At 61.1% G+C, this 22,141-nt stretch carries 19 protein-coding genes; 18 read left to right on the top strand and 1 reads right to left on the bottom strand.

All coding sequences use genetic code 11. From position 1 onward, the window contains the following. A partial coding sequence (locus tag MMS95_RS04125; RefSeq protein ID WP_242141407.1) for a zinc-binding dehydrogenase occupies positions 1-210 on the top strand: 210 nt, incomplete at its 5' end. Between the two features lie 34 nt (positions 211-244). On the opposite strand, the gene pcp is transcribed toward MMS95_RS04125, so the two are convergent. Next, a complete protein-coding gene (pcp, locus tag MMS95_RS04120; protein ID WP_015378269.1) occupies positions 245-892 on the bottom strand; it encodes a pyroglutamyl-peptidase I in 648 nt (215 codons plus the stop codon). Positions 893-989: 97 nt separating this feature from the next. Between pcp and MMS95_RS04115 the strand changes: the two genes are divergently transcribed. From MMS95_RS04115 to tssC, 17 genes are all read left to right on the top strand, one after another. Then, positions 990-1,922, top strand: coding sequence for a LysR family transcriptional regulator (locus MMS95_RS04115; protein ID WP_015378270.1), 933 nt, complete (start codon positions 990-992; stop codon positions 1,920-1,922). Positions 1,923-2,434: 512 nt separating this feature from the next. Continuing rightward, a complete protein-coding gene (gene tssI, locus MMS95_RS04110) occupies positions 2,435-4,774 on the top strand; it encodes a type VI secretion system tip protein TssI/VgrG (protein WP_033632733.1) in 2,340 nt (779 codons plus the stop codon). Between the two features lie 10 nt (positions 4,775-4,784). Then, positions 4,785-5,174, top strand: a complete 390-nt coding sequence (locus MMS95_RS04105) for a DUF3592 domain-containing protein (protein WP_004934914.1) — start codon at positions 4,785-4,787, stop codon at positions 5,172-5,174. A 101-nt stretch (positions 5,175-5,275) separates the two neighbouring features. After that, positions 5,276-5,776 (top strand): hypothetical protein, encoded by a 501-nt coding sequence (locus tag MMS95_RS04100; RefSeq protein WP_015378272.1) that lies wholly within the window; start codon positions 5,276-5,278, stop codon positions 5,774-5,776. Between the two features lie 171 nt (positions 5,777-5,947). Then, positions 5,948-8,500: a DUF2169 domain-containing protein gene (locus MMS95_RS04095; protein WP_242141406.1), complete on the top strand. Its 2,553-nt coding sequence runs from the start codon at positions 5,948-5,950 to the stop codon at positions 8,498-8,500. Then, a complete protein-coding gene (locus MMS95_RS04090) occupies positions 8,497-9,564 on the top strand; it encodes a pentapeptide repeat-containing protein (protein WP_076740728.1) in 1,068 nt (355 codons plus the stop codon). The genes MMS95_RS04095 and MMS95_RS04090 overlap by 4 nt, the downstream gene beginning before the upstream one ends. Positions 9,565-9,594: 30 nt before the next feature. Continuing rightward, entirely contained in the window at positions 9,595-10,230 is a 636-nt protein-coding gene (locus MMS95_RS04085) for a DUF3540 domain-containing protein (RefSeq protein ID WP_242141405.1), read from the top strand. Positions 10,231-10,246: 16 nt separating this feature from the next. Beyond that, positions 10,247-10,639, top strand: coding sequence for a DUF4150 domain-containing protein (locus MMS95_RS04080; RefSeq protein ID WP_004934933.1), 393 nt, complete (start codon positions 10,247-10,249; stop codon positions 10,637-10,639). 48 nt (positions 10,640-10,687) lie between these two features. Continuing rightward, on the top strand, positions 10,688-11,188 hold the full coding sequence (tagV, locus tag MMS95_RS04075; RefSeq protein WP_033632731.1) for a type VI secretion system accessory protein TagV: 501 nt from the start codon (positions 10,688-10,690) through the stop codon (positions 11,186-11,188). 29 nt (positions 11,189-11,217) lie between these two features. Continuing rightward, entirely contained in the window at positions 11,218-11,748 is a 531-nt protein-coding gene (gene tssJ, locus MMS95_RS04070; RefSeq protein WP_015378277.1) for a type VI secretion system lipoprotein TssJ, read from the top strand. 40 nt (positions 11,749-11,788) lie between these two features. Next, entirely contained in the window at positions 11,789-13,135 is a 1,347-nt protein-coding gene (tssK, locus tag MMS95_RS04065; protein WP_049278152.1) for a type VI secretion system baseplate subunit TssK, read from the top strand. A 21-nt stretch (positions 13,136-13,156) separates the two neighbouring features. Continuing rightward, on the top strand, positions 13,157-14,359 hold the full coding sequence (locus tag MMS95_RS04060; protein ID WP_004934945.1) for a DotU family type VI secretion system protein: 1,203 nt from the start codon (positions 13,157-13,159) through the stop codon (positions 14,357-14,359). Beyond that, a complete protein-coding gene (gene tssM, locus MMS95_RS04055; protein WP_033632730.1) occupies positions 14,359-17,994 on the top strand; it encodes a type VI secretion system membrane subunit TssM in 3,636 nt (1,211 codons plus the stop codon). The genes MMS95_RS04060 and tssM overlap by 1 nt, the downstream gene beginning before the upstream one ends. A gap of 18 nt (positions 17,995-18,012) precedes the next feature. Next, positions 18,013-18,732: a type VI secretion system-associated protein TagF gene (gene tagF, locus MMS95_RS04050; protein WP_004934950.1), complete on the top strand. Its 720-nt coding sequence runs from the start codon at positions 18,013-18,015 to the stop codon at positions 18,730-18,732. Between the two features lie 23 nt (positions 18,733-18,755). Further along, positions 18,756-19,787 carry a type VI secretion system protein TssA gene (tssA, locus tag MMS95_RS04045; RefSeq protein ID WP_033632729.1) on the top strand — a complete coding sequence of 344 codons (1,032 nt, stop codon included), beginning with the start codon at positions 18,756-18,758 and terminating at the stop codon, positions 19,785-19,787. A gap of 122 nt (positions 19,788-19,909) precedes the next feature. After that, positions 19,910-20,446: a type VI secretion system contractile sheath small subunit gene (gene tssB / locus MMS95_RS04040; RefSeq protein WP_015378282.1), complete on the top strand. Its 537-nt coding sequence runs from the start codon at positions 19,910-19,912 to the stop codon at positions 20,444-20,446. A gap of 3 nt (positions 20,447-20,449) precedes the next feature. Continuing rightward, positions 20,450-21,955: a type VI secretion system contractile sheath large subunit gene (tssC, locus tag MMS95_RS04035; protein WP_004934958.1), complete on the top strand. Its 1,506-nt coding sequence runs from the start codon at positions 20,450-20,452 to the stop codon at positions 21,953-21,955. The last annotated feature ends 186 nt before the right edge of the window (positions 21,956-22,141 follow it).

Genomic DNA, 22,141 nt, shown 5'->3' with positions numbered 1-22,141 from the left:
CGCATCCGTATGCAGGGCTTTATCATCTTCGACGACTACGGCTCACGCTTTGACGAGTTCTTGCAACAAATGAGCAGTTGGGTCGAACAGGGGAAAATCAAGTTCCGCGAAGACATCGTCGACGGGCTGGAGCAGGCGCCGCAGGCGTTTATCGGCCTGCTGCAAGGCAAAAACTTCGGCAAACTGGTGATCCGCGTCGCCGACGAATAACCCGCAGCAGGGCGTGGTACGCCACGCTCTGCTTTTAATGTACGGCGCCGTCGCCGAATCGCACATCTTCCTCTACCGTCAGCGTCACCTGAACGACAGTGCGCACCGCTTCCACCATCGTCGCCAGTGCCATGCTCGGCTTGCCCGGGTGCGCTGCCGCCAGTTCATGGCTGTACGGAATATGCACGAACCCGCCTCTGGCCCGCGAATGCTGCATCTCCAGATAGTGACGCAGACCATAAAAAATGTGGTTGCAGTTGTAGGTGCCCGCCGTATAAGAGACCGCCGCGGGGATCCCCTGCCGGCGCAGTTGCTGCACCGCGGCCTTGACGGGCAGCGTACTGAAATAGCCCACCGGCCCGCCGGCAACCACCGGCACGTCAATCGGCTGTTTACCGGCATTGTCGGGAATGCGGGCATCGATCAGATTGATGGCTACCCGTTCCAGGGATATCTCGGCCCGGCCGCCGGCCAGCCCCAGACAGATCACCGCCAGCGGCTGCAATGCCTCAATCGCCGCGATCAACTGCTGGTTGGCCACGCCCAATACGCACGGCAACTCGAGCACCGCGATCTCCGCGCCGGCGATACGCTCTCCGGCCAATGCCTGCGCGACCTGCCAGGAAGGGTTCACCGCGTCACCCTCGAACGGCTCAATGCCGGTGATTAACACTTTGTTCATCATTTCCCCTGATTGAAGGCTACATTCGTGTGCTACCAGCCTAGGGAACGCTGTAAGATTCTGGAAATGGATTATCTGTATATAGAGTATTCATAAAATGAATTTAGCCAACGTCGATCTCAATTTACTGGTGGTGTTTGAAGCGCTGTATCAGACGCGCAACGTCACCGCCGCAGGCCGGCGTCTTAACCGCGCGCAACCTTCCGTCAGCAATGCATTGGCGCGACTGCGCATTCTTCTGAACGATCCGCTGTTTGTTCGCAGCGGCGGCGGCATGGCGCCCACGCCGCGCGCCCACCAACTTATGCCACAGATACAGCGGGTGCTTGAGCAAATCCATTTGGCGTTGGCCCCGCCGGCCCGTTTCGATCCGGCCACCGCCGGGCAGCGGCGTTTTACGCTGGCCGCCGGCGACTATGCGGATATCTTGCTGCTGCCCGCCATCATCAGCCGTTTGCGTCAGGCGGCACCCGGCATCGATATTCGCGTTTCGCGCCTGGATCGCCACAATATTTACCGGCAACTGGATCGCGGCGAGGTGGATATCGCGCTGGGAGGGCACCTTTCCGGTGCGGAAAGCCACTATGTGCGCACGTTGTTTGAAGAACATCTGGTGTGTATCGCCAGCCGTTCACACCCACAGCTGGCGGATGGCCGCTGGGATCTGGCGCGCTACCTCAGCCTGCCGCATGGGCTGTACGCACCGGCAGACGACGGCTCTGCCAGAGGGTTGGTCGACCGGCGTCTGGCGGAAATTGGCGGTCAACGGCGCGTTGCCGTGACCTTTTCGCACATCGTCGCCCTGCCGGCGGTGGTCGCCGACAGCGATCTGATCGCCACCCTGGCCGCCAGCGTGGCCCGGCGTTTTTCCGATCCGCAACGCGTACGCATTCTCCCGCTGCCTAAGGAGTTGGCCATCGCGCCTTTCCCCATTGAGCTGATCGCCGGCCGACAGGCGCAACGCGACCCGGCCTTAATCTGGCTCTGTGACCTGATAAGCCGACTTTCCCTCGATCCCCTTCCGCGCTAACCGCATCAATTGCTGCTTTATCAACCATTCAGACTCACCGTCGGAGGCCCGCACTGCGGGCTTTTCACGCCGGCCAAATAGGAATCATCCGAATTAACATTCGCCAAATTTATATATTTGATCATCTTTAACTGGCAAATGGTAAGGATAAAAAACAGTCAGTGACTTTTTTTACGCAAAAAAAGAGTTGTTTTATAAGCACGTTGGCTTATGTGTTACAAATTTACTTTTTGGTATTACCAATTCCCCAATAATTTGAGATAAAAAATGATCTATGCGCATCTATATGTTTTAAATAATAAAAAACAAGATCGTGAGCGAGTTAACGAATTGAGCATTGATCCACAAGGCTATTTTGCAAATGCAGTGCTCTATTGTAGACTGCACAAATCGTGCCTTTGTGTAAACTTTGTTAAATCTTTCGTCAGTTCCTGTCTCCATTCGTGACAGATACGCCATCGGGATCGCGCGTCAATTCTCGTGCGGTAGCTATGCCTAAACCGGGGAATAGTATGGATCGTCTTATCATTGCGCACACGCCTTTGCCCGCCCATCAGCTGTTGTTCAGAAGCCTTTCCGGTGAGGAAAAACTGGCCGGCCTGTTCGAATTCGACGTCGAGCTGCTCAGCCCCGACAATCGGCTCGATCTGAAAGCGCTGCTGGGACAAAAAATTACGCTGGAACTGCGGGGCAATCCGTTGGCGCCGCGTTATCTCAACGGCAATATCACGCGCATGACCCTCTCCGGACGAGAAGCCGGCGGCAACCGCTACTATATCTACCGCGCCGTGCTGCGCCCCACGCTGTGGTACCTGACGCAAAACCGCGATTTTCGCATCTACCAGGAACAGACCGTTCCCGACATCCTGACTCAGGTGCTGGGACAGTATCAGGTGAAAATCGATAACCGCCTGAGTTACGACTACCGCATCTGGGGGTACTGCGTGCAGTACCAGGAGAGCGATTTCGATTTCATCAGCCGTCTGATGGAACACGAAGGCATCTATTACTATTTCACGCACCAGCAAGACGGCCATACGCTGGTGCTGGCTGACGCGCCGGCGGCCCATCAGGAACTCGCCGGCTACGCCAGCATTCCCTATCAGCTCGCGGAAGGCGGCCTGGTGGAAAACAAAGACAGCATCAACAGCTGGAGCGTTTCTGACGCCATCACGCCCAGCCTGTATAGCCTGGATGACTACGATTTTCGCAAGCCGCGCGCGCGGTTGCTGGAGGCCCGGCAAAATCCCGCCTCATTCGCGCAGGACAAAGCCGAGGTGTTCGACTGGCCCGGCCGTTATACCGATCACGCCCATGGCCAGTTTTACGTCAAGGTTCGCCAACAGGAGTTCGAAGCGCAACATGAGCAGATGAGCGGCGAAGGCAATTCGCAGGGCATTGCGCCCGGCTATCGTTTTCAACTGACCCAGGCGCCGCGTATGGAAGACAACCGCACCTACCTGGTGGTCAGCGCACATTACTTCATGCAGGAAAATAGCTACGCCAGCAACGATAACGACGTCGGCGAACAGCGAACCGAATTTCAGGTCGTTCCGGCGGATATCAATTGGCGCCCGGCGCGCACCACGCCCTGGCCGAAAACCCATGGCCCGCAAACTGCCGAAGTGGTGGGCCCGGAAGGCGAAAGCATCTGGACCGATAAATATGGCAGGGTGAAACTCAAATTCCGTTGGGATCGCCACGGCAGCGGCAACGAAACCAGCTCCTGCTGGGTGCGCGTCTCCAGCGCCTGGGCCGGCTGGAAATACGGCGGGATCCAGATCCCGCGCGTCGGTGAGGAAGTGGTGGTCGACTTTATCAACGGCGATCCGGATCGCCCCATCATCACCGGCCGCGTTTACAACGAAGACAGCATGCCACCGTGGGATCTGCCCGGCGACGCCACCAAAATGGGCTTTATGAGCCGCAGCAAAGGCGGCGGCGTCGACAACGCCAGCTTCCTGTTCCTGGAAGACTCGCCCGGCAACGAATCTTTCGACATGCACGCCGAACGCAACATGAACATGACGGTGGAGAACGACAAGAACGTCAATATTGACGGCAGTCGCACCACCACCATCGGTCGCCAGCAGGACGACACCGTCACCGGCGACGCCACGTTCCTGTACAAAGCGAAGCGCACCACAACGGTCAATGGGCTGGAAACCGCCAACCTGAACGCTCACCAGACGGTGAACATCAAAGGCGGCCGCGACCTGACGATTATCGACGGCGGCGATAAAATCGACATCACCGGCAATCAGTCCTTCAAGCTCGACGGCGCGCAGACGCAAAACATTACGCAAACCCAGCATGTCACGGTGAAAGGCAACCAGACCCTCGACATTACCGAGGGGCAACAGACCAGCACCATCAAGCAAGGGCAGACGGTCAACATCACCTCCGGCGGGCAGCACACCACCATCACCGCCGGCGGGCAGGAATTGACGATTAAAGGCGGCGGCCAAACCGCCACCGTAACCGGGGATGTCACCGAGACCTACAAAAACGATCAGAGCACCACGATCACCGGCACGCTGACCATCAAGGCGAAAACGATCAATATCACCAGCGCGGACGGCGTATCGGTGCAGACACCGAGCTGGAAAGATAACTGCCACGGCTTGAAATGGGTGGCGACCGGGGCCAACTTCGCCTTTTACGGTTCAAATCTTGCGTTGACAGGAGCCAGCCTGAAACACACGATGCTGGATATCTCGCACAACCCGCTGTCGATCAGCAAAACCAATTTCAAGCTCAGTAATGATCCCATGACGTTCACGCAGCTTGGCGCGCTGGTGACCAACGGTGCCTTACGATTGAGCACCAAGGCGCTGGCGATCTTCTTGTAAAGGGACTCCCATGTCGAAGGCCAAAAATGTTTTCACCGTTATCGGTTTGATTTTATTGGCTCCCATTCTCAGCCTGGTGGGCTTTTTCAAATTCATCACGGTCGATATCTGGGGTTATTTCAAACATATCGGTTCTTCCCTCAGCGTGATGGAGAACGGTATTTCCGCCTCAGGGCAAATCGTCAGCATTCGCCAGACCAACCTGTGGGACGGGAATCGGCCGGTCTGCGAAGTCGAAGTCAAGTACATCGCCCAAGACGGGAAAAACCATACGGCCGTGGCGAAAGGCCCGATCAGCGTCGTGGATCTGCCGCGTTATCAGCCGGGCCATTTCATCGCGATAAAGTACGATCCGAAGAATCCCAAAAAAGCGGTGATCGAAGAGCTTTCCCGGCTTTGAGCGAAAAGCATCCCTTCAATCACGCGATCCGATTTCAACGTTCCGTAAACGGCTTACCGTTCATCAGTTCGCGAAATCACCTTGCATAAGGAAGTGTCACGATGGGCACGTTCATTGCCTTTTCGACGCAGGACAGCCTCTGGGGACAAGTCCTGTTTACCTTCTTTGGCATCCTGGTTGGCTGCGTATTGCTCGCTGCGATCGGCAAAACCTTTTTGTCGGCCAACCGAGCGGCCACGTTGCCTGTGCGGCTGCTGATCTTTGTCGCGCTGATGCTGGCGCTCCTGAAATACAACCAGCAGGTGATGTCTGCGGTAAATGCCCCCGCAGAACTGATCGGATTGCTGATTTTTCCCGGCTTTTTGATGAGTTACCTGGGTGCGGCGCCCACCGGCAGACTGGCGCTGGCGATAGAGCTGCCCTGTTTTGCGGCGCTCGCCGCGCTGCTGATCCTGGGCACCAATGACATCGGCTTCTTTGCGCCCTATCACCTGGAGAGCGCCGGCCAATTGATCGCCAAGGCGATCGCCGCGGCGTTGTCCGTGGCCGCCGTGCTGCTGGCTCGTGGAATAAGCGGAAAGGACAACGCACTGTCCTCTTGATCATCCATTTCGAAGCGGGGCGCTCCCCGCATTGGCGATCGGCTCTGAACGCCGCATCGTTTTCTTCATCTGTTGTGACATAGCCTGATATCTATTAAACCGAAAAACGGATTGTTTTTGAGCAAGCAGCCTGGCTGCCGGCTGATATCCACAGGAAGCTTTACACACACAATGAAAGTCGTAAAACCTCTGCGCCTCAGCGCGCTTCATCGTCCCTTCTCTTGGCAAGGGCAAAACCATCTGGGCGTTTCCGTTTTGGCCTTGGCCGACATGGGGGCAGCCCCGCGCCTGCGTCCCGAACCGGAGTTGTGGCAGTTGGCCGCCGACGAACTCACGTTGAGCGGCGGCGTGCTCGATTTGGCTATCCCAAAAGCCTGCGCGGAGTTTCTCGCCACCGGCAATGCCTACACCCATCATCAACAAGACAAAACCGCTTGCGCCGTGAAGATCCAGCTTGATTCGCTGGAAAAAACGCTGGTGGTTTTCGGCGATCGCCATTGGATCAACGATCGTCCCTCTACTCCCCTCCCTTTTTCAGAAATGCGTCTGGACTGGCGCCGGGCTTACGGCGGCGCACAGTTCGCCGATAATCCGCACGGCATCGGCGCCACCCCAGAAACATTTCCGCAAGGCCGCATCCATCGCCTACCCAATGTTGAACCCCTGCAGGGGCGCCTTGCGTCTTCTCGGCAAAGCGCGCAACCGGCAAGCTTTGACGCGTTGGATATCACCTGGCCGCGCCGCTTCTCCCGCATCGGCAAAAACTACGACGCCGACTGGTTGAAAAACGGCTTTCCCGGCTTCGCCAACGATATCGACTGGCGCCTGTTCAACATGGCGGAAAGCGATCAGCAGTTTCCTCAACGCGACAGCTTGCCGCCCCGGGCCGCCTATCGGATTTGGAACATGCACCCTTCAGACCCGGTGCAGCAAGGGCATTTGCCGCCGTGGCGCGCGCGCTGCTTCATCAACCGGCTGCGCGGCGGCGAAACGCATTTCGAAGAGATCGCGATGCGCCACACCACCGTCTGGTTCTTCCCCCATCGGGAACAGATGCTGCTGATTTATCAGGGCAGCACGCGCATCAATGAAGACGATGCGGCCGACGTGATGCAGCTGATGCCGGCCCTGGAAACCGAAGGCGAGCCCCGCTCCACCGCGCATTATCGGCAGGTATTGGCCCAGCGGCTGGATAAAGAACGGGGTGCTCTGCACGCTTTTCGTGAGCAAGAGTTGCTGCCGGAGGCGTGCATCGGCGCCTGGCTGGATACGGAAACGCCGACGCAGCAAAGCCCGATGGCGGAAAATATCGCCGCCTACGAGCACCAGCAACGCGAAGAGCATCGCCAGCGTCTGCTGCGCGAGGGGCAAGACATTGATGAACTTTTCCCGCGCCCGTCGCAAGAGGCGCCGCCGAAGCTGGACCAGCTCGCCGAATTCGTCGAGCGTCTGGAAAGCCAGGCCGAGGCGCAGTATCAGGACATGCTCAAGCTGACGCAAGCCGAGGGTATCGATCCGCTCAACCCCGGTGGGGATCACGTTCCGCCATCCGGTGCGGAAAGCTACCAGCAGCAACGCGATCTGCTGTTCCAGGAGGCGCGCAGGCATCCCGACGCATTTAGCGACAAACAGCTGGGGGAAAGCGAGCGCGCGCTGCACCAAATGTATTTAATGTCGGCACAGACGCAAAGCCCTGCACTGCGCCTGCGTGGCGATCTGGCGCAAATCATTCGCCAACGTGTCGCCGCCGCCATGCTGCGCGATAAGGATCTCAGCGGCCTGGATCTCACCGGCGCCGATCTGTCCGGCATGGATCTCTGCCAGGCTAACTTGCGCGGCGCTTTGCTGGAAAACGCCGATCTGCGCCAAACCCAATTGGTGGGTTGCGATCTTCGCGAGGCGATGTTGGCGCGCGCCGATCTCAGCGGCGCCGTCTTACAGCAGGCCGATTTGAGCCACGCCTCCTTGGCCCTGGCGAAATGTGAAGCGACGGATTTCGGCGGCGCGCAGTTGCACGAAACCAACATCCAGCAAACGTTGTTTCAACGCTGCGATTTCACGATGGCGTCGTTACGCGACTTGCTGGGGTACGAAACCCTGCTCGGGCAGTGTGACTTCAACCGCGCCACGCTGGCCAACATTACGCTGATGGAGCTGCAACTGGAGCAGCTGACATTCAGCCACGCCCGGCTCGACAAAGTCAGCTTCGTCAAATGCCGGCTGCTGGCGGTGAACTTCGATCGGGCGCGGCTAGAGAGCTGCGCCTGGGTTGATACCGAGACGCAAAGCCTCAGCTTCCGCGCCGCACGCCTCACCGCCTGCGCCTTCGCGGCAAAGACGCTGTTGCCGCAGGCGGATTTCGGCGACGCGACGCTGAACCAGTGCAATTTGCGCCAGATGCCGTTGCAGCGGGCTAATTTCAGCCGTGCGCGCCTCGACAACTGCGACCTGTCGGAAGCCCGGCTGAACGAGGCCGATTTCCGTCAGGCCAACGGCAGCGGCAGCCTGTTTATTCGCTGCGATCTGTCCCAGGCCAACCTGCGCGACGCCAATTTCATCGCGGCGATCCTGCAAAAATGCGTGCTGTCAGGCGCCGACCTGCAGGGCACCAATCTGTTCCGGGCCGATTTGTCGCAGTCGCAAGTGGATCAGGCGACCCGGCTCGACGGTGCCTATACCGCCAGGGTGAAAACATTGCCTCGCCACAACGGGAAGGAAGTATGACGTCAAAACCTGAGCAGATACGCCAGCGCGTGAAACGCGGCGAGCTGATTGCCGGTGAGGATTTGCACGGCCTGTCATTCGCCGGTATGGATTTGGCCGGCGGCATGTTCAACGAACTGAACCTGAACGGCGTGAACTTCTCCGATTGCGATCTGCGCGACAGCGTCTTCAGCGATTGTCGGCTCGAACACGCTCAATTTGCGCGGGCGAACCTGAAGCAAACGGCCTTCAATCAGTGCGCCATGGCGGGCGGCCGCTTCAGCGAGAGCCATATCGAACTGACGATGTTCAACGACTGCCGGCTTGAACAGAGCGACTTTAGCCGGCTGTCGCTCAACCAAAGCCACTGGATGTCATGCCAATTGGCCGGCGCGAATTTTTCCGCCACTCAGCACGATCGCACCACCTTTTACGAAAGCCCGCTCGACGGCGCAGATTTAAGCCATACGAGGCTGTCACTTGTCACGTTCTTTCGATTAAATCTCTGTGAAACAAGGTTTGAAGGGGTTGATTTCGACCGCGTCACGTTTTTCGAATGTGATCACCGCGGCAAAAGTTACGCCGGGCAGCGTCTCATCGCCTGCCAATTTACCGATAACCAACTGGACGACGTCGATTTCAGCCAGGCGACGTTGCGTCAAAGCAACTTCAAGGGCGCTTCGCTGCTGCGCGCCAACCTGACGGGCGTGCAAGCGCAGCAGTCACTGTGGCTGGAGGCCAATCTGACCCACGCGCAGTGCCGCAGCGGGCAGTTCGATCAGGCGATCTTCAGCGAAGCGACGCTGGACGCCGCCAACTTTAGCCAGGCGCGCCTGTATCAATGCGTGTTCCAGCGCAGCCGCGCGGCGCGCTGTGATTTCAGCGACAGCGACCTGACCTACGCCGACTTCTGTTACGCCGACATCGGCGCCGCCGATTTCCGGCGCGCGCGTTTTATGCGCACCCGCATGCACCGCGCCCACCAGCAGCAAACGCGCTGGGGCGATCGCAGCGGGATCCTCGAGCGCGACGAAGAACTGTACGCCGCCGAAACCTGGAGCGCACAGCGCCAGAGCCGAATCTGAATGAATTGACCACTTCACGAGGGGATCACCATGAGCGTTGCCAACACAACTCGCGCCGTCAACATCGCACCGCCCCAGCAGGCCGCCGGCCAGGTCGTCAACCTGTTGCCGGACGGCAGCCTGGTGGTGGAGTGCGAAGGCCGCGGCTGGCATTGCCGCCGGGCGGCGAGCTGCCTGCTGACGCCGGCCCTCGGCGATAACGTGCTGGTCGCCGGCGGCGGCTATCAGCTGTGGGCGATCGCCGTCCTTGAGCGCGCAGAGCCGCAAAGCGCGGCGCGGCTCTGCGTCGCAGGCGATCTGCACATTGAAACGCCGAACGGCTCTCTGTCGCTGCACGGCGCGCAGGCGCTGAACCTGAGCGGCGACGCCATGACGCTGCAAGCGAACAGCGGTGACTGCCACGTCGACAAGATGAAATACAGCGGCGAAGAGCTGTCTGCCTTCGTCAGTCTCAGCCGCCTGGTCGGCAAACGCTGCGAGTCGCTGTGGCATTCGGTCAGCCAGATCAGCCATTCGCTGTTTCGCAAAGTGCGCCAGACCGAGCACGTGCGCGCCGGGCAGCTGGATTACCAGGCGGAAGATTACGCCCGCATTCATGCCCGCAACACGCTGATTACCTCGAAAGACATCACCAAGTTGGATTCGGAACAAATCCACGTCGGATAACCTGCGGAGGCCTTTTATGTTTGCCAACAGCCAAATGATCGGCGTGGACCTGGCGTTTCCCGACGTCTGTCTGACGCCAAGCCCGGCGCCGGTGCCCGTGCCTTACCCGGATATCGCCCTGGCGCCGACCGCCATCCCGAATGCGTTCAACATTCTGTTCGTCGGCACCCCGGCGCACAACATGGCGACGGTGACGCCCCTGACCAACGGCGACAACCCCGGCGTGGCCACCGGCGTCGCTTCCGGCACGGTGATGGGGCCGTCCCGCCACCTGACCGGCGCCTTTACCGTGCTGCTCAAAGGCACCCCGGCCACCCGGTTGACCAGCCTCAGCCTGCAGAATTCGACCAACGCGCTCGGCATGCGCATCGTGCCGAGCCAATTAAAAGTGTTGCTGCTTGCGCCCTGATGACGGCGCCTTATTACACAGCCATTCAATCAAGAAAAAGAGGACATTGTGAAAACACGGATTACCCTGACGCTGCTGACCGCCCTGACGCTTGCCGGTTGCTCCACCCCGCCGCCACCGCCGCCGGCGCTCAATAACGACGCCATCGTCAGCAGTGAAGTCAATGGCGTCACGCTAAAACACCGCGCCGCGGTGAGCGCGCCGAAACAGTTCAAGCCGATCGGTGAGGAATACCGCAGCCTGTACGCCGCCAGCATCATGAGCAGCCCCGATTATACCGGCACCGCCGTCGGCAGCCTGGACAACGCCGCCGCGTTCTACGCGCTGGGCGAAGTGGAAAACAACTGGCTGGCGATCTCCGCCATACGCGGCGGCGACCTGGTGGGTTATATCCAGGCCAACGCCGGCGTGCCGGAAGCGCGCTACAAATCAACGCTGCGCAAAGATCTGCCGCGCCGCGCGCGCGCCGCCAAACAGGACTGCGTCAAAGTCGGCGGCGACAGCAAGGCGTGTAAAAACGCCGGCTCAGCCACCTGGATCCTCCAGTAGTCAGTACGCCTGCGGGCGACGAGATTCCCATGATGACGACCCCTATCGCTTCCCGCTGGTGCGGGATGCTGTTTCTGCTGCTGGGCGCGTTGGCGCTCGGCGGTTGCATGTCTTCCGCCAAAAGCGTGCCGTCGCGCTACAGCCTGGTGTTCGATGCCGATCGCCAGGTCAACGCCGCCGCCGGCGCGCAACCGGCGCCGATAAAAATTCGCGTGCTGCTGCTGCGTTCGGATGCGGAATTCATGGATGCCGACTTCTTCAGTCTGCAAAACGACGCCAAAAGCGTGCTCGGCAATAGCCTGCTGGACAGCGATCAGTTCTTCCTGACGCCGGGCCAGACCGGCAAGACGCTCGGCGGGCAAAGCGCATTGGACGCGCGTTACATCGGCGTGATCGCCGAGTATCAAAACCTGGACGGCAAGGCCTGGCGCATTTCGCTGCCGCTGCCGGAACCCACCGAAACCAATTTCTACAAGGTATGGCAATTCTCGCCGGATGAGCTGGAAGCGCATATCGTCGCGGGCGTGAATGGCCTGCGCCCCGTAAAAAAGGTCGACTGATCTACCGCTGCGCTGAAGCGAAGTAACTATAGGTGTGATGATGAAAGATGCTCATAAGGTTGTCTGGACTGAGGGGATGTTTTTACGCCCTCACCATTTCCAGCAGGCGGAAAACTATCTCGAAGGCTATATGCGCAACTGGGGCCAGGCCCACAGCGGCTGTTTCTGGGGGTTCCTGACCCTGGATCTGGACCAAACGCTGCTGCGCCAGGGCAAGATTGCGCTCAACGCCGCCAGCGGCATCATGCCGGACGGCACGCCGTTTCGCTTTGCCGGTGCCCAGCAGGCGCCCGCGCCGCTGAGCATCGCCGAAAACAAGACCGGTGAAAACGTGGTGCTGGCCCTGCCGACTTACCGCGCAGGGCGTGAAGACGTGATCTTTCAGGAAAGCCCGGAGGCGCTGGCGCGCTATCTGGCTTACGAGAACGAAGTCGACGATCTCAACGCCGTCTCGGTGGGCAGCGCGGCGCTGCAATTCGGTCGCCTGCGCCTGCGGCTGATGCTGGAGAGCGAGCTGAACGCCGAATGGACGGCGCTCGGCGTTACCCGCGTGCTGGAAAAGCGCGGCGACAACAGCCTGCGTCTTGATACGGCGCAAATCCCGCCGATGCTGAACTGCCAGGGCAACCCGGTACTGAAAACCTTCATCAACGACCTGCAGGGCCTGCTGCAGCAGCGCAGCCAGCAGATGAGCCAACGCCTGCTGCAGCCGGGCCGCGGCGGCAGTTCCGAAATGGTCGATTTCATGCTGCTGCAGCTGATCAACCGTCATCTTGGCCAGGTGAGCCATGCCTATCACCTCGACCATCTGCACCCGGAACGCCTGTTCGCCGATTGGCTGCAGTTCGCCACCGAGCTCGCCAGCTTCTCGGCGCAGCGCACCCCGGAAGGCCGCCTGCCGGTGTACGACCACGACAACCTGGCGCTGTGCTTCGGTAAGCTGATGCTGTTGCTGCGTCAGGGCCTGTCGGTGGTGCTGGAAGACAACGCCATTCAGCTGACGCTGGTCGAACGATCCCACGGGTTGAACGTCGCTACCGTGCAGGACACCAAAATGATGCGCGACTTCGGTTTCGTCTTGGCAGTGCGCGCCGACGTGGCCGCCGAGGTGTTGCTGACCCACTTCCCGGCGCAGATGAAGATCGCCCCGGTCACGCGCATCCGCGATCTGGTGCAGCTGCAGCTGCCGGGCATCGGCCTGCGCACCATGCCCGCCGCGCCGCGTCAGATCCCCTATCACGCCGGCTACACCTATTTCGAGCTGGAAAAAGGCGGCGACCTGTGGAAACAGATGGAAAAATCCAGCGCCTTCGCCCTGCATCTGGCCGGTGAGTTCCCGGGGCTGGACATGGAATTTTGGGCGATTCGCAGCCATACGGACCGGTAACCTATGACTCAGGAAAATAGCATGGCGCCAGCGGCCAATCCGCTGGTGGACGCCGCCAACCCGCTGCTGAACGCCATTTCGCAGATCCGCCAGTCGGCCACGCACGCCAACCCGGCGCAGCTGCGCCAACAGCTGATCGACGAAATGCGCCGCTTCGAGATCCGCGGCCAACGCGCCAATCTGCCGTACGAAGTGATCATCGGCGCGCGTTATTGCCTGTGCACCGCGCTGGATGAAGCGGCGGCGCTGACCCCGTGGGGCAGCAACAGCGTGTGGTCCGGCAGCGGGCTGCTGGTGACCTTCCATAACGAAACCTGGGGCGGCGAAAAGTTTTTCCAACTGCTGGCCAAGCTGTCGCAGAGCCCGCGTGAGCACATCAACCTGCTGGAACTGATCAATTATTGCCTGCTGCTGGGCTTTGAAGGCCGCTATCGGGTCATGGAAAACGGCCGTTCTCAGCTGGAAACCATGAAGCAGCGCCTGCTGCAGCTGATCCGGACGGTGCGCGGCGGCTATGCCCCGCCGCTGTCGCCTCATGCGCTGGATCTGCCGGTACAGCAGAAACTGTGGCGGCCGCTGGTGCCGCTGTGGGCCTGCGTGGCGCTGACCGGCTTCCTGGCTTCGCTGCTGTTCATCGCCCTCAACTGGCGGCTGGGCGACAACACCAGCCCGGTGCTGGCGGCGATTTACCAAACCAATCTGCCGCAGGTGGCGATCGGTAACCCGGCGCCGGCCGCGCCGCCGACGCTGAGCCTGAAAAGCTTCCTGCGCAAAGAGATCGCCGAAGGGCTGGTGGTGGTGCGCGACGAAGCGCAGCAAAGCGTGGTGATCCTGAAAGGCGACGGGCTGTTCGACTCCGCCGCCACCACGGTGCGCGCCAACTATATCCCGGTCATCGACCGCATCGCCGCCGCCATGAACGGCGTCAGCGGCAAGATCCTGGTCACCGGCTACAGCGACAACCTGCCGATCCGCAGCGCCCGTTTCGCCTCCAACTGGGAGCTGTCGCTGGCGCGCGCCGAAGCGGTCAGCGCCCGCTTGCAAAAACACCTCGCCAACCCGCAACGGGTCAAGGCCGAGGGCCGCGGCGAGAGCAACCCCGTCGCGCCGAACGATAACAAAGTGAACCGCGCGTTGAACCGCCGGGTAGAAATTACGCTGTTGGTCGCCCCGGAAAACACCCAGGCGGAAATCAACGGCTTGCCGCAAGGAACCGGAAAGTAATGCTCAGTACGTTATTCTCCATCATCACCAGCCGCCTGCTGTGGGGCTTTGTCGGCATTACCGCGCTGGCGTTCATCATCTGGATGATCGGCCCGCTGGTGGCCATCGGCGACTATCGCCCGCTGGAGCCGGAACTTAACCGCCAGATCGCCATTGGCGTCATCTACCTGATCTGGTTCCTGTGCCGCCTGATCCCGCGCCTCTACAGCGCCTGGTTCAACAGCCGCCTGCTGAGCAACCTGCGCGCCGCCGAAACGGTGCCGGCGGAAGACGGCAAGCCAGAGGTTAAACAAGACGATCAGCTGGCGCAGCGCTTCGACGAAGCGGCGCAGCTGCTGAAAAAGGCGCGCTTCGCACCGGGCCAGGGCGACGGCAAACACCGCTGGATGACCCGCTTTAGCCGCCAATACCTGTACCAACTGCCGTGGTATGTGATCATCGGCGCGCCCGGCGCCGGCAAGACCACCGCGCTGGTCAATTCCGGCCTGCACTTCCCGCTGGCGGATCGCTTCGGCAAATCCGCGCTGCGCGGCGTGGGCGGCACCCGCAACTGCGACTGGTGGTTTACCAACGACGCCGTGTTGCTCGACACCGCCGGCCGCTACACCACCCAGGAAAGCCAGCGCGAAGAAGACGCCGGCGAATGGCAAAGCTTCGTCGCGCTGCTGAAAAAATATCGCACCCGCCAGCCAATCAACGGCGTGATGGTCACCATCAGCGTCGCCGATCTGCTGAGCGACAGCGCCGAAGCGCGCGCCGCCCAGGCCAGCGCGCTGCGCAAACGCCTGATCGAACTGCACGAACAGCTGGGCATTCACTTCCCGGTCTATGTGCTGGTGACCAAAACCGACCTGCTCAACGGCTTTATGGCCTATTTCGGCAGCTTCGACAAAGCGCAGCGCGACCAGATCTGGGGATTCACCTTCCCTTACGAACGCTCGCGGCAGCCGGACTTCAACCTGAACGCCGCCTTCGAACAGCAATACGCCCTGCTGCAACAACGGTTGGATGCGGCGCTGCCGGATACGCTGCTGATGGAGCACGACGCGCGCCAACGCGCCGAAAGCTATCTGTTCCCGCAGGAATTCGCCGCGCTGCGCCCGCTGCTCGGCCACTATCTGGAACAGGTGTTCGCCACCTCCAGTTTTGAAACCCGCTTTACCCCGCGCGGCATCTATTTCACCAGCGGCACCCAAGAGGGGCTGCCGTTCGACCGGGTGATGGGCGAACTGAACCGCTACCTGCAGCTGCCGACGGCCAACTCAGGGGCGCAGGCCAACGCGGCCTGGGACAGCGTGGGCCAGGAAACGCCGATCCCGGCGGCCAAGGGCCAGAGCTTCTTCCTGAAAGAGACGCTGGAATCGGTGATCTTCCAGGAGTCCGGGCTGGCGGGCAGCAACCGCTGGTGGGAATACCGCAACCGCGCCCTGCACTGGGCGGGTTACATCGCGCTGGCGGTGATCCTGGCGGTGCTGGCGATGCTCTGGTTCACCAGCTACGGCAACAACAAGGCCTACCTGGCGGAAGTGGCCGCCAAGGTGCCCGGCGTCGAGCGCCAGGGGCAAAACCTGACGCAGGTGGGCAACGGCGACATGTTCTCGCTGCTGCCGTTCCTCAACAGCCTGCTGCACCTGCCGGACAGCCAGAACTTTTCGCTGGACGATCCGCCGTTCACTTACCGCATGGGGCTGTTCCGCGGCGATCAGGTCGGTGACGCCGGCAATGCCCTGTACCAAAAAGCGCTGAAAGAGCTGCTGCTGCCGCAGGTGGCGCAACAGATCGCCACCACGCTGCGCAACGACAACCACGGCGACGCGGACTTCAGCTATGAAGCTTTGAAGGCCTACCAGATGCTGTACCTGCCGAAGCAGTACGACGGCAAATTCCTGCGCGCCTGGGTGATGCTCAACCTGCAGCGCAACCTGCCGCAGGGCAGCACCCAAAAACAGCTGCAACAGATCGAATGGCACCTGAGCCAACTGCTGGATGCGCAGATCCAGGCCTCGCCCTACGCCAAAGATGAACAGCTGGTGGCGCAGGCGCAGGCCGCCATCAATCGGGCGCCGCTGTCGCAGCGCGTCTATGGCCGCCTCAAGCGCTTGCTGCTGAAACAGACCGACATCAAGCCGGTCAGCCTGGTCGATTTGGCCGGCCCGCAGACCGAGCTGGCGTTCAGCCGCAAAAGCGGCAAACCGGTCACCGACGGCGTGCCGGGCCTGTTCACCTCGCAAGGGTACTGGAAAGCGTTCAACGACAACATCGATCCGGTGACCGATACCCTGCGCAAGGAAGACGTCTGGGTGTTGAACAGCCAGACGCCGGAGCAGAAGAGCGCCGATTTGACCAAGACCATCCGCCAGCTGTACATGCAGGATTTCATCAGCGCCTGGGATGAGCTGCTGGGGGATATCCAACTGGCCAACATCGGCAACCTGACCCAGCGCATCAGCAGCGCGCGCCTGCTGTCAGGCAACCCGTCGCCGATGCGCAACCTGCTGGTCAACGTCAGCAAAAACGTCACCCTGCGCGACGAGAAAAGCGACGCCGATTCCCGCTCGCTGCTGGCCAAAACCGAAGACAGGCTGAATCAAAACGCCAACCGCACGCTGGAGGCGCTGTTCACCAACCGGCCGGCCAACGCCGACGGCGACGTGTCGGCCCAGCCGGAACAGCTGGTGATGGCGCACTTCGCGCCGCTGCTGGAGCTGGCGCAAAGCCAGGGCGAAGGCAATAAGGCGATCCCTTTCGACAGCGTGCTGAAACAGGTCGATGAGCTGTACAGCTACCTGACGGCGGTGCAAGGCGCGGCCAACAGCGGCATGTCGGCGCCGCCGAGCGACATCATCCCGCGCCTGCAGGCCGAGTCCGGCCGCTTGCCGGTGCCGTTCAAACAGATGCTGCTGTCACTGGCGATCGGCGCCAGCAGCGACACCCAGCGCAAAGAGATGGAGAACGTGAAAAAGCGCATCAGCTTCGAGGTCGGCAGCTTCTGCCGCCAGGCGATCGCCGGGCGTTATCCGCTGGTGGCCCGGGCGCGCCAGGAAGTGACGCCGGACGATTTGGCGCGCATGTTCGCGCCGAACAGCGGGCTGATGGACAGCTTCTTCCGCGACAACCTGCAGGGCAAGGTCGACACTACCCGCGCCAACTGGCGCTTTACCCCCGGAGTGGACGGCAAGACGCTGCCCGGCGGCGAAGGCATCCTGCGTTCGTTCCAGCAGGCGCAGCGCATCCGCGACGCCTTCTTCGCCAACGGTACCGCGACGCCCTCGTACCGCGTGACCGTGCGGCCGGTGCGGATGGATAACGACATCCTCAACCTGACGCTGGATATCGACGGGCAGCTGTTCAAATACAGCCACGGCCCGCAGGTGCCGCTGGTGGTCAGCTGGCCGGGCACCCGCAATACCAACCAGGTGCATCTGCAGCTGGCGCTGGCCAACGGCACCACCGCCAGCCTGGTGACCAGCGGGCCGTGGGCGCTGAACCGCCTGGTGGATATGGCGCAGTCTTCGGGCACCGGCGGCCTCGGCCGTCAGGCGACGTTCAATCTCGACGGCCACCGCGTCACGCTGGAGTTCACGCCCAACAGCATTCGCAATCCGTTCCAACTGCCGGCCTTCTCGTGCCCGTAGCCCCGAAAGGACATGACCATGAGCACTGATTCAAGCGCCCCGACGAGCATCGGCTGGTACGGCAAACTTCCTTCCGCCGGTGACTTCCTGCAACGCCGTTTGCCTGACCCGGTGATCAACAACTGGGCCCACTGGTTCCATAACGGGCTGGTGAATTTGCAGCGCGATGCGCAGGGGCCAAACGATCACCCGTTCAGCAACGCGCCGGTGTGGAACTTCGTGATCCCCGCCACGCTCGGCAGCCAGTACGTGCAGATGGGCTGCCTGTTGCCGGCGCGCGACCGCGTCGGGCGGCGTTACCCCATCTGCGCGCTGCGCCTGTTCAGCCAACAGGATTGGCGCCCGCAACAGCTGAACATGGCGGCGAGCTGGTACCAACAGCTCGGCCATACCCTGCTGAACGGTGTGCGCAACGGCTTCTCCGCCGAACAGATCGACCGCACGCTGCAGGCGATCCCGGCGCTGCCCAGCCCGCCGGCGGAAGCGGACTCCGAGATATTGTCGATTATCGGGTTCCAGCATCCGGACGTACCGGGCCTCGGCTGGCAACAGGCCGCCGACTGTTTCGATCCGGCGCAGTACACCAGCTTCTGGTGGACCAACCAGGCCGACGGACACCCGCTCTACACCCACGTGCACAGCGGCAACCTCACCGTGCAGCTGTTTTCACTGCTGTTCGAGCCCAACGGCTGGGCGCGCCCCGGCCGCGGCGGCCAGTACCCGCAAATGTTTGATTAACATCGCTCGTTGAAGGAAATTTTATGGCTATCGACACCGATACCCTGCTGGCCCCGGTTGACGCGGACACACCCTGCGGCGACAACCTGGAATACGACGCCGACTTTCTGGCCATGGCGCGCGCCGCCACCGGCAAGGCCGAACAACAGTTCGGCAGCACCATCATTCCGGAAGAGGCGCCGGACTGGGTGCAGGTCGAGCGCCTCGCAAGCTCGCTGCTGGCGCGTACCAAAGACCTGCGCGTCATGCTGTATCTCACCCGCGCCTGGACCCAGCTGCGCGGATTGCCGGGCTATGCCGACGGGCTGACGCTGATCCACCAGGCGATACTCCGCTACTGGGATGCTCTGCAGCCGCCGCTGGAGTTCGACGGCGAGGCCGACCCGCTGTTTCGCATCAACGCGCTGGCCGACCTTGGCGACAAGGCCGCGCTGGCCGCCAGCGTGCGCGCCGCGCCGCTGCTGAAAAGCGCCGCCGGTGAAATCTCGCTGCGCGATGCGGGCGCCCTGCTCGACGGCAGCAAGCAAGAGTGCCCCAACTTTCCCGGCGGCCGTGCGCGGCTGCAGGATGAACTGGCGCAGCAGGATCGCCCCGAAGGCGCGCTGGTGATGCACATCGCCAACACCCTGGCCGCCATCCGCAGCGAAGTGACCCGCCATCTGGGTGAAAGCGCGCTGCCGGAAATGAGCGCGCTGACCAAGGTCTTTTCGCTGGTGGCGCTCGCCGGCCAGAGCGAGGCCCCGGCCGCCACCGAAGCGGACGCCACACAGGAAACCGCCGCTGAGCAACCACCGGCCGCCGTGCAGAGCGCCTCTGCCCCACTCAACTGGCGCAGCGCGCAGATCCAGTCGCGCGACGACGCCCAGCTGATGCTGGACAAGGTGAAAAACTATTTTCGTCTTCATGAGCCAAGCCACCCGGCGCCGCTGATGATCGATCGGGTCCAGCGGCTGATTGCGCTGGACTTTATGCAAATCGTCCGCGATTTGGCGCCCGATGGGCTTAACCAACTGGAGACCATTCTCGGTCGCCCCGACCACGAGGAGAACAGCTAGCCGCCGACTTTTGTTCTCTTGACGACACCCGATACCGTCTGCCCCTGCGCAGACCCGAATCAGAACCTGACTCTCCCAGCCGGACGAGGCGCGTTCCCAATCGCCATTAGATGGAGTAAATCATGTCAAACTCGAAATCCCGCAGCGGGCAGAAATTCATCGCCCGCAACCGCGCGCCGCGCGTACAGATTGAATACGATGTCGAAATTTATGGCGCAGAGCGCAAAATCCAGCTGCCGTTCGTGATGGGCGTGATGGCGGATCTGGTGGGGAAAGCGGTCGATCCGCAAGCCAGCGTGGAAGAGCGCAAGTTCATGGAAATCGACGTCGACAACTTCGACGAGCGCATGAAATCGCTGAAGCCGCGCGTCGCTTACCAGGTTGACAATACCCTGACCGGCGAAGGCAAGCTGAACATCGATCTGACCTTCGAAAGCATGGAAGACTTCTCCCCCGCCGCTATCGCCCGCAAGGTCGACGCGCTGGACAATCTGCTGGATGCCCGCACCCAGCTTTCCAACCTGCTGTCCTACATGGACGGCAAGAACGGCGCCGAGGAGCTGATCTCCAAGATCCTGCAAAACCCGGCGCTGCTGAAATCCCTGACCGACGCGCCGAAGCCGGCGGTTAACGATGACAACAACGAGCGTGAGGATTAATCGATGAGCAACTCGCCTCAGCAACAAAATGCGTTGCAAACCACCGAGACTTTTTCCAGCGATGAGTTCAGCGCGCTGTTGAACAAAGAGTTCCGGCCGAAGACCGATCAGGCCAAAGAAGCGGTCGAGAACGCGGTGAAAACGCTGGCGCAGCAGGCGCTGGAAAATACCGTCACCGTTTCTTCCGACGCCTATCGCACCATCCAGGCGCTGATCGCGGAAATCGACGAAAAGCTGTCGCAGCAGATCAACCAGATCATTCACCACGACGATTTCCAGAAGCTGGAAGGCGCGTGGCACGGCCTGCACTACCTGGTCAACAACTCTGAAACCGACGAGATGCTGAAGATCCGCTTCATGAGCATTTCCAAGCAGGAGCTGGGCCGCACGCTGAAGCGTTATAAAGGCGTGGGCTGGGATCAGAGCCCGATCTTCAAGAAAATCTACGAAGAAGAATATGGCCAGTTCGGCGGCGAGCCGTTCGGCTGCCTGGTGGGCGACTACTACTTCGATCACAGCCCGCAGGACGTGGAGCTGCTGGGCGAAATGGCCAAGATCGGCGCCGCCTCGCACTGCCCGTTCATCGCCGGCACCGCACCGAGCGTGATGCAGATGGAGTCCTGGCAGGAGCTCTCCAACCCACGCGATCTGACCAAGATTTTCCAGAACACCGAATACGCCGCCTGGCGCAGCCTGCGCGAATCGGAAGACGCGCGCTACCTGGGCCTGGTGATGCCGCGCTTCCTGGCGCGCCTGCCGTATGGCATCCGCACCAATCCGGTGGACGAGTTTGACTTCGAAGAAGATACCGACGGCGCGACCCACGGCAACTACACCTGGACCAACGCCGCCTACGCCATGGCCGCCAACATCAACCGTTCGTTCAAAGAGTTCGGCTGGTGCACCGCCATTCGCGGGGTGGAATCCGGCGGCGCGGTGGAAAACCTGCCGTGCCACACCTTCCCGAGCGACGACGGCGGCGTGGACATGAAGTGCCCGACCGAGATCGCCATCAGCGATCGTCGCGAAGCCGAGCTGGCCAAAAACGGCTTTATGCCGCTGGTGCACCGCAAAAACTCCGACTTCGCCGCCTTTATCGGCGCGCAGTCGCTGCAGAAGCCGGCGGAATACTACGACGCCGACGCCTCCGCCAACGCCCAGCTTTCCGCGCGCCTGCCGTACCTGTTCGCCTGCTGCCGCTTCGCGCATTACCTGAAGTGCATCGTGCGCGACAAAATTGGCTCCTTCCGCGAGCGCGACGACATGGAGCGCTGGCTGAACGACTGGATCATGAACTACGTGGACGGCGATCCGGCCAACTCCTCGCAGGAAACCAAGTCGCGCAAACCGCTGGCCGCGGCGGAAGTGCAGGTGGAAGAGATTGAAGACAACCCGGGCTATTACAGCGCCAAGTTCTTCCTGCGCCCGCACTACCAGCTGGAAGGCCTGACCGTCTCCCTGCGCCTGGTGTCGAAGCTGCCTTCGCTGAAACAAAACGACGCGTCCTGATGGACTGAAGTCAGGCCGCGATCGCGCGGCCTGGCTGATGTATCAACCTCATCGTCAGCCTATCGCAGAAAACCCGGATCGCATGTGGAACCAAGATAACGCGAAATAATTAAGCATTGAGCCATTAGCACTTAATAGTGGCTCGGTAACCCGTACCGATAGTTTTCGGTATTTAAGAAGGTGCAT

The organism is Serratia sp. PGPR-27 (genome assembly GCF_022678525.1).
GTDB classification, from domain to species: Bacteria; Pseudomonadota; Gammaproteobacteria; order Enterobacterales; family Enterobacteriaceae; genus Serratia; species Serratia nematodiphila.
This window is presented reverse-complemented; position numbering and strand designations above follow the sequence as displayed.

Coding starts and splice junctions, on each gene's coding strand:
- MMS95_RS04115 (WP_015378270.1), top strand. CDS start 990: ATGAATTTAGCCAACGTCGATCTCAATTTACTGGTGGTGTTTGAAGCG.
- tssI (WP_033632733.1), top strand. CDS start 2,435: ATGGATCGTCTTATCATTGCGCACACGCCTTTGCCCGCCCATCAGCTG.
- MMS95_RS04090 (WP_076740728.1), top strand. CDS start 8,497: ATGACGTCAAAACCTGAGCAGATACGCCAGCGCGTGAAACGCGGCGAG.
- tssM (WP_033632730.1), top strand. CDS start 14,359: ATGCTCAGTACGTTATTCTCCATCATCACCAGCCGCCTGCTGTGGGGC.
- tssJ (WP_015378277.1), top strand. CDS start 11,218: ATGATGACGACCCCTATCGCTTCCCGCTGGTGCGGGATGCTGTTTCTG.
- MMS95_RS04085 (WP_242141405.1), top strand. CDS start 9,595: ATGAGCGTTGCCAACACAACTCGCGCCGTCAACATCGCACCGCCCCAG.
- tssB (WP_015378282.1), top strand. CDS start 19,910: ATGTCAAACTCGAAATCCCGCAGCGGGCAGAAATTCATCGCCCGCAAC.
- MMS95_RS04105 (WP_004934914.1), top strand. CDS start 4,785: ATGTCGAAGGCCAAAAATGTTTTCACCGTTATCGGTTTGATTTTATTG.
- pcp (WP_015378269.1), bottom strand. CDS start 892: ATGAACAAAGTGTTAATCACCGGCATTGAGCCGTTCGAGGGTGACGCG.
- MMS95_RS04080 (WP_004934933.1), top strand. CDS start 10,247: ATGTTTGCCAACAGCCAAATGATCGGCGTGGACCTGGCGTTTCCCGAC.
- MMS95_RS04060 (WP_004934945.1), top strand. CDS start 13,157: ATGGCGCCAGCGGCCAATCCGCTGGTGGACGCCGCCAACCCGCTGCTG.
- MMS95_RS04100 (WP_015378272.1), top strand. CDS start 5,276: ATGGGCACGTTCATTGCCTTTTCGACGCAGGACAGCCTCTGGGGACAA.
- MMS95_RS04095 (WP_242141406.1), top strand. CDS start 5,948: ATGAAAGTCGTAAAACCTCTGCGCCTCAGCGCGCTTCATCGTCCCTTC.
- tssA (WP_033632729.1), top strand. CDS start 18,756: ATGGCTATCGACACCGATACCCTGCTGGCCCCGGTTGACGCGGACACA.
- tssC (WP_004934958.1), top strand. CDS start 20,450: ATGAGCAACTCGCCTCAGCAACAAAATGCGTTGCAAACCACCGAGACT.
- tssK (WP_049278152.1), top strand. CDS start 11,789: ATGAAAGATGCTCATAAGGTTGTCTGGACTGAGGGGATGTTTTTACGC.
- tagF (WP_004934950.1), top strand. CDS start 18,013: ATGAGCACTGATTCAAGCGCCCCGACGAGCATCGGCTGGTACGGCAAA.